The organism is Musicola paradisiaca NCPPB 2511, from assembly GCF_000400505.1.
GTDB classification, from domain to species: domain Bacteria; phylum Pseudomonadota; class Gammaproteobacteria; order Enterobacterales; family Enterobacteriaceae; genus Musicola; species Musicola paradisiaca.
The window spans coordinates 3,087,881-3,094,572 of the sequence record NZ_CM001857.1 but is presented as its reverse complement, the minus strand read 5'-3'; the positions used below and the strand labels follow the sequence as shown (position 1 = coordinate 3,094,572).

The window sequence follows — 6,692 nt, the reverse complement described above, 5'->3', positions numbered from 1 at the left end:
CTCCATCGCCATGACGCCCACATAGTCGAGGCGGTTCATGATGGCGGACAGCATCTGCTCCGCCTGCTGCTGCAACTGCGGGGCGGGGTGCGGCAAGGCAACGCTGGCGCGCAGGATCCCGTCCTGATGCAGGTTATGGGTCAACGGGTAGAACACGCATGTGCCCTGCGCGCTGCGCGCGCCCACCAGCGAAACCTCGCCGGAAAAGTTGATGCCCTGTTCGACGATGCATTCGCCGTAGCACTCGGCCGGCAGACTATGTTCTTCGCCGGGACGGATGCGCCACTGGCCGCGGCCGTCGTAACCGCCGGTGCGGCGTTTGACGATCGCCAATTCGCCCAAGCGGGCGAAGACGCCCGGCCATTCCTGCTCTGATGCCAGTAACTGCCAGGGCGCGGTTGCCAGATCGAGTTCATCCAGCAGTTGTTTTTGGGTATAGCGATCCGCCAGCAGCGGGAAGATGTCGCGATTAACGAATGCCGGATGACGGGCCAGCTCGCGAGTGAGCGCTGTTTCCGGCCAACGTTCGATTTCAGCGGTGATGACGCTGTGATGTACCGGCACCGATTCCGGTTCCGCATCCAGTCCCACCGGATAAACGGCGATGCCCAGCGGTTCGCCCGCCTGACGCAGCATACGGCCCAATTGGCCGTTGCCCAGTACGCAAACCGGTTTCATGCTTCCTCCCGCGGGTCGGGATGGTTCAGCACGTCGTCAGTCTGTGTTTGGCGCCAAACCGCCAAACGGCCTGCCAGTTCGCTGTCGTGACGCGCCAGAATTTGTGCGGCCAGCAGTGCCGCGTTGGCGGCACCGGCTTTGCCGATGGCCAGCGTACCGACCGGGATGCCGCGCGGCATCTGCACGATGGAATAAAGACTGTCGACACCGCTCAAGGCTGCGCTCTGCACCGGAACGCCCAGCACCGGCACTAATGTTTTGGCCGCCAGCATGCCCGGCAGGTGGGCGGCGCCGCCCGCGCCGGCGATGATCACGTCAAAGCCGTTGTATTCCGCCTGTTCGGCAAAACTGAACAGTTTGTCCGGCGTGCGGTGCGCGGAAACGATTTCGACATGATAGGGAAGGTTCAGCGTGGTGAGGATTTCTGCAGCAAACTGCATGGTGGCCCAGTCACTCTTTGATCCCATGACAATGGCGATTTTCGCTGGGGCAGCGTTGGATGACATGCCTGTAATGCTCCTGTGATTGCGCGTAGTGCGGGTGTCGTGCGGGTAGTGCAACGGTCATCGATACCACAGCGACCGGCGACGGAGCGCCGATCGCGAGGGCGTAGAGCATACCACGAGCCCGAAGGGAGGAAAACGGTTGCGTGGCGATGAAATGCGGCTTCCCGTGGAAAGCTGACTGTACGGCCGGAGCGTGAAATTTCCGGTTTGCGTGGGAAATCGTCAGTACGGAAATGGGGTCAGCGTGATGTCGCCGTCCGGTGCGACCCGAATCGCCGATCCGGCGTGATGCCAGGCACCCAGCACTGCACGCTCGGCGCGTTTTCCGTCGAGCAGAAGAACATGAATGGCCGGACGGTGGGTATGGCCGTGGATCATGCGATCAACCTGATGGTGGCGCAGGCGTTCGAACACGGTGTGCGGGTTGACGTCCATGATCGCCATGGATTTGGTCTGGTTCGCTTGCCGGCTGGCGGCGCGCATGCGGTCGGCGATGCGTAGCCGAACAAAGAGCGGCAGGCGCAGAAATAGCCATTGAATCAGCGGATGATGAACTTTACGGCGAAAGCGTTGATAGGCGGCGTCGTCAGTACAGAGGGTGTCGCCATGCAGGATCAGCGTGCGGCGGCCGTAGAGATTCAGCACGGTCTCCGTCGGCAATAGCGTCATTCCGCTCTGGCGGGCAAAGCGCTTTCCTAACAAAAAGTCACGGTTGCCATGGACAAAGTAGCAAGGGACGCCCTGTTGAGCGAGCGCTTGCAGCGCCGTAGCGATCGTCGCGTGCAGCGCTTTGGGATCGTCATCGCCGATCCAGGCGTCGAACAAGTCGCCAAGAATGTAGAGCGCATCGGCGTGCGACGCTTCTTGCTGCAAAAAACGCAGAAAACCGGCGGTAATCGCCGGTTCCTGTTCGCTCAGATGAAGATCGCCAATAAACAGCGTGGACATGCAGCGAAATTACTCGCTGACGGTCACTTTGGTGACGATGACGTCTTCTTTCGGCACGTCCTGATGCATGCCGCTGCGGCCGGTGGCGACCGCTTTGATTTTGTCGACGACATCCAGGCCTTCCGTCACTTCGGCAAATACGCAGTAGCCCCAGCCGTTAGCGTTTTCAGCACGAAAGTTCAGGAAGTCGTTGTCTACCACGTTGATGAAAAATTGGGCGGTAGCAGAGTGCGGATCGTTGGTACGAGCCATAGCCAGTGTGCCGCGGTTGTTTTTCAAACCATTGTTGGCTTCATTCTTGATGGAGGCTTTGGTCGCTTTCTGTTCCATACCCGGCGCGAAACCGCCGCCCTGGATCATGAAACCGTTAATGACACGATGGAAGATGGTATTGTCGTAAAAACCGCTGCGGCAGTAGTTCAGGAAGTTTTCCACGGTGACTGGCGCTTTGTCGGCAAACGTAGTGATAACGATATCGCCGTGATTGGTATGAAACGTAATCATAAATGAACCTTACTTAGCCATAATAAGTCATAAAGAAAGATGTTCACGGAAGCAGTGAGCCACCAAAAGCGCTCTTATAACATAAGTGAATGACTGAGTCAGCACGACGCCGTGGTAAAGCGCGGCTAAGGGAAAAAGCGTAGGAATCTACTTCAAAATAACTTTCTTATTTTATTGATTTTAATGAATTAATTTGAAGTAGAAAATTCTTGCGCTAAATCAATATTTAGTATCATTTAGATATGTTTTTTTACTTCCAAAATTTACTCTTATCGCAACTGAGATCTCCTCGCGTTAACACACTATCCTTGAATATAACCTTAATAGGCAGGTGAATTATGTTGGATCGGATTAATCAACTGTTGGACAAACCAGATTTAGGCAAGCTGATTCTTCGTGTGTCATTTAGTGTGCTGATGTTGTTTCACGGTATTCATAAAGTCATCGCGGGTATCGGCGGTATTCAGGGGATGCTGGCGGCAAAAGGGTTGCCGGGCTTTATTGGTTACGGTGTGTTTGTCGGCGAGGTGATTACGCCGGTGCTGATGATTTTCGGTATCCTGACGCGCGCCTCGGCGCTGGCGTTCTCCTTTACCATGATCGTCGCTTTCTTGCTGGCGCATCCCGAAGCGATCTTCACGCTGGATAAAACCGGCGCCTGGGGCATTGAAAGCGTCGCCGTTTATTTCTTTGCCGGGATCGCAATTGCCCTTCTGGGCAGCGGCAAGTATTCCGTGATGTCCAATCCGCGTTGGCGTTAAGCCGTCGCTACTCGACGCAGCAGTAAGTCGTAAACCGCAGTAAGTAGTCAGTTGTGTCGCGGGCCCGATCGAAAGATCGGGCTCTTGTTTTTGGGTCTGGTGATAGTTTTTGGGCCTGGGAATAATTTTTGGGCTTGGTGATAGTTTTTGGGCGCGGGGATAATGGCTTCATCGTCAGAGCGTGCCGGAAATAGCCGAGCGGCCAGCGATATTCACATTGCTGGCGGGTAGCGATCTTGCAATGGCGCAGGGTTCAGGGTTCAATACACAGCCTGAGTTGTAAAACCGGATAAAAACTGTCTTTTTACGTGTACTGCAGCCGTGATGCCCATCGCCTGCGAAACCATGGAACGTCCTGATGCTAAAGATTTTTAACACCCTGAGTCGTCAAAAAGAGGAATTCAAACCTATTCACGCCGGCAAGGTTGGCATGTATGTGTGCGGGATAACCGTTTATGACCTGTGTCACATCGGGCATGGGCGTACTTTCGTGGCATTCGACATGGTTTCCCGTTATCTGCGCTATTTGGGCTATGACGTTAAATACGTTCGTAACATTACCGATATCGATGACAAAATCATCAAACGTGCAGCGGAAAATGGCGAGACGATCGCGCAATTGACTGATCGCATGATTGCGGAAATGCATGCAGATTTCGCCTCTCTTAATATTTTGAGCCCGGATGAAGAGCCTCGCGCCACCCACCATATCGCCGAAATCATTGAACTGGTGGAAAAACTGATCGCCCGCCGCCATGCCTATGTGGCGGAAAACGGTGACGTGATGTTTTCGGTGGATACCGCTCCGGGCTACGGCGTATTGTCCCGTCAGGATCTGGAGCAGTTGAAGGCTGGCGCTCGGGTGGAAATCGCCGAAGTAAAACGCAATCCGATGGATTTCGTGTTGTGGAAAATGTCTAAACTGAACGAGCCGAGCTGGCCGTCGCCGTGGGGAAATGGCCGTCCGGGTTGGCACATCGAGTGTTCGGCGATGAATTGCAAACAGTTGGGCGAGCACTTCGATATCCACGGCGGCGGTTCCGATTTGATGTTCCCGCATCATGAAAACGAGATCGCCCAGTCGACCTGCGCCCACGGCGGCGAATACGTCAACTACTGGATGCATACCGGCATGGTCATGGTGGATCGGGAAAAGATGTCCAAGTCGTTGAACAACTTCTTTACCGTGCGTGATGTGCTGGCGCATTACGATGCAGAGACCATCCGTTATTTCCTGATGTCCGGCCATTACCGCAGCCAGCTCAACTACAGCGAAGAAAATCTGAAGCAGGCGCGCGCGTCGCTGGAGCGGCTTTATACCGCGTTGCGTGGTACGGACGAGTCGGCATCGCCAGCGGGCGGCGAGGCGTTTGAAGCACGTTTTTGCACAGCGATGGATGACGACTTCAATACGCCGGAAGCGTATTCGGTACTGTTTGATATCGCACGCGATATCAACCGCCTGAAAGCGGAGGACGCCGCCGCGGCCAATGCACTGGCGGCGGAGCTGCGTCGTCTGGCGGGCGTGCTGGGCCTGCTGGAACAGGATCCGGAACTGTTCCTGCAAAGCGGTGCGCAGCCCTGCGATGATGAAGTACAGGAAATCGACGCGTTGATTAAGCAGCGTAATGATGCGCGTCAGTCGAAAGACTGGGCGGCAGCGGATGCGGCGCGTAACCGTTTGACCGACATGGGCATCGTGCTGGAAGACGGCCCGCAAGGCACTATCTGGCGCCGTAAATAGTATTGACTGCCAGACCAAACGATAAAGGCCCGGTTTCGCCGGGCCTTTTCACATGGGGTTACAGGGGGAAGAACGCGCGCGTCAATCCTGAACGGTCACTGATTCGCCGTGAAAAAGCACTGTCTGGCCGGCGATGATTTTGCAGCGTTTACGGGTTTCGGTCTGGCCGTTCACCGAGACTTCCCCGGCAGCGATAGCGACCTTGGCCGCTGCGCCGCTTTCGGCCCAGCCCAACAGTTTCAGCAAGTCGCACAGTTCAACGTGCGGATGTTTATCGAGATGAAAAATTGCCATAAGGATTATGCCTGCACTGGAGTGTCGTGATATTCCTCGCATGCCTGCAAGGTGTTCTGGATCAGGGTTGCCACGGTCATCGGCCCGACGCCGCCAGGCACCGGCGTGATAAGTGACGCACGTTCCTGAGCTTCGTCAAAGCGAACATCGCCGACAACTTTGCCGTTTTCCAGGCGGTTGATGCCGACATCAATCACGATAGCGCCGGGTTTGATCCATTCACCGGGGATAAAACCGGGTTTGCCGACGGCCACGATCAACAGATCGGCATGTTCGACGTGGTGGCGCAGATCCTTGGTAAAGCGATGCGTCACCGTGGTGGTGCAGCCGGCCAGCAGCAGTTCCATACTCATGGGGCGACCGACGATGTTGGACGCACCGACGACCACGGCATTCAGACCGAACATATTGATGTCATAGCGTTCCAGCAGGGTGACGATGCCGCGCGGCGTACAGGGGCGCAACAGCGGATCCCGCTGGCACAGCCGGCCAACGTTGTAGGGATGGAAACCATCCACATCTTTATCGGGCGCGATGCGTTCAATCACTCGGGTGTTGTCGATCCCAGCCGGCAGCGGTAATTGCACCAGAATGCCATCGATTGCCGGATCGGCGTTCAGCGTGTCGATAAGCGTTAACAGTTCCGATTCGGTAGTGGTGGCGGGCAGGTCGTAAGCACGAGAAACGAACCCGACCTCTTCGCACACCTTGCGTTTGCTGGCGACGTAAATCTGCGACGCGGGGTTTTCGCCCACCAAGACTACGGCCAGACCCGGTGCGCGTTTTCCGGCCGCCAGACGCAGTTTCACCCTGGCGGCGACTTCGTCCTTAACCTGCTGCGCAATCGTTTTACCATCAATAATTTTTGCAACCATCTACGGAAAATCCATCATTTTCAATGCGGGGAGATGCGCCTATTTTGGCAGAAGCGGCGCGGGCTGTCAGGCGTTGTGTGGTGATTAATTGCGAGGCGGCGGCATAAATGCCGTGAATGCGCGTTTTTTATCTGAAAGACCACCGGCTATGGCGTCATGCTTATCCATTACCCTTCCGAGTCGATGGTGCGGCGATTTTGGCGGGGATCGTCCCGGCACACCTTTCATTAACATACGCCTAACAGTACAGTGTTGCTGATTTATGGCGGTTTTTTTATGCCCGGTAATTGTATTTCAGTCATGCAATAACGGGCAGATTCCGCCTGCATTGCTAATCTCTACTGTAGCGTCGGGAAACCGGGGAGAGCAGACCGTAAAGCAA

The 6,692-nt window shown here is 55.6% G+C and carries 8 protein-coding genes; 2 read left to right on the top strand and 6 right to left on the bottom strand.

The window, feature by feature from the left end; translation table 11 throughout:
- The 4 genes from DPA2511_RS22890 to ppiB form a co-directional block, all read right to left on the bottom strand.
- The coding region (locus DPA2511_RS22890; RefSeq protein WP_035049754.1) for an ATP-grasp domain-containing protein at positions 1–678 on the bottom strand (678 nt) is incomplete at its 3' end.
- Positions 675–1,184 (bottom strand): 5-(carboxyamino)imidazole ribonucleotide mutase, encoded by a 510-nt coding sequence (gene purE, locus DPA2511_RS13690; protein WP_015854347.1) that lies wholly within the window; start codon positions 1,182–1,184, stop codon positions 675–677. The genes DPA2511_RS22890 and purE, both read right to left, overlap by 4 nt.
- 222 nt (positions 1,185–1,406) lie before the next feature.
- Positions 1,407–2,132 carry a UDP-2,3-diacylglucosamine diphosphatase gene (gene lpxH / locus DPA2511_RS13685; protein ID WP_015854346.1) on the bottom strand — a complete coding sequence of 242 codons (726 nt, stop codon included), beginning with the start codon at positions 2,130–2,132 and terminating at the stop codon, positions 1,407–1,409.
- 9 nt (positions 2,133–2,141) lie between these two features.
- Positions 2,142–2,636 (bottom strand): peptidylprolyl isomerase B, encoded by a 495-nt coding sequence (gene ppiB, locus DPA2511_RS13680; protein WP_015854345.1) that lies wholly within the window; start codon positions 2,634–2,636, stop codon positions 2,142–2,144.
- A gap of 338 nt (positions 2,637–2,974) precedes the next feature.
- Between ppiB and DPA2511_RS13675 the strand changes: the two genes are divergently transcribed.
- Together DPA2511_RS13675 and cysS are read left to right on the top strand one after the other, a co-directional pair.
- Positions 2,975–3,397 carry a DoxX family protein gene (locus DPA2511_RS13675; RefSeq protein ID WP_015854344.1) on the top strand — a complete coding sequence of 141 codons (423 nt, stop codon included), beginning with the start codon at positions 2,975–2,977 and terminating at the stop codon, positions 3,395–3,397.
- Positions 3,398–3,755: 358 nt separating this feature from the next.
- On the top strand, positions 3,756–5,141 hold the full coding sequence (gene cysS, locus DPA2511_RS13670) for a cysteine--tRNA ligase (protein ID WP_015854343.1): 1,386 nt from the start codon (positions 3,756–3,758) through the stop codon (positions 5,139–5,141).
- A gap of 81 nt (positions 5,142–5,222) precedes the next feature.
- On the opposite strand, the gene ybcJ is transcribed toward cysS, so the two are convergent.
- Together ybcJ and folD are read right to left on the bottom strand one after the other, a co-directional pair.
- Positions 5,223–5,435: a ribosome-associated protein YbcJ gene (gene ybcJ / locus DPA2511_RS13665; RefSeq protein ID WP_015854342.1), complete on the bottom strand. Its 213-nt coding sequence runs from the start codon at positions 5,433–5,435 to the stop codon at positions 5,223–5,225.
- 5 nt (positions 5,436–5,440) lie between these two features.
- A complete protein-coding gene (folD, locus tag DPA2511_RS13660) occupies positions 5,441–6,310 on the bottom strand; it encodes a bifunctional methylenetetrahydrofolate dehydrogenase/methenyltetrahydrofolate cyclohydrolase FolD (RefSeq protein ID WP_015854341.1) in 870 nt (289 codons plus the stop codon).
- Between the last annotated feature and the right edge of the window lie 382 nt (positions 6,311–6,692).

Excerpts from the sequence above, each read along its gene's own strand:
- folD (WP_015854341.1), bottom strand. The coding sequence starts at position 6,310 with ATGGTTGCAAAAATTATTGATGGTAAAACGATTGCGCAGCAGGTTAAG.
- purE (WP_015854347.1), bottom strand. The coding sequence starts at position 1,184 with ATGTCATCCAACGCTGCCCCAGCGAAAATCGCCATTGTCATGGGATCA.
- cysS (WP_015854343.1), top strand. The coding sequence starts at position 3,756 with ATGCTAAAGATTTTTAACACCCTGAGTCGTCAAAAAGAGGAATTCAAA.
- ppiB (WP_015854345.1), bottom strand. The coding sequence starts at position 2,636 with ATGATTACGTTTCATACCAATCACGGCGATATCGTTATCACTACGTTT.
- DPA2511_RS13675 (WP_015854344.1), top strand. The coding sequence starts at position 2,975 with ATGTTGGATCGGATTAATCAACTGTTGGACAAACCAGATTTAGGCAAG.
- ybcJ (WP_015854342.1), bottom strand. The coding sequence starts at position 5,435 with ATGGCAATTTTTCATCTCGATAAACATCCGCACGTTGAACTGTGCGAC.
- lpxH (WP_015854346.1), bottom strand. The coding sequence starts at position 2,132 with ATGTCCACGCTGTTTATTGGCGATCTTCATCTGAGCGAACAGGAACCG.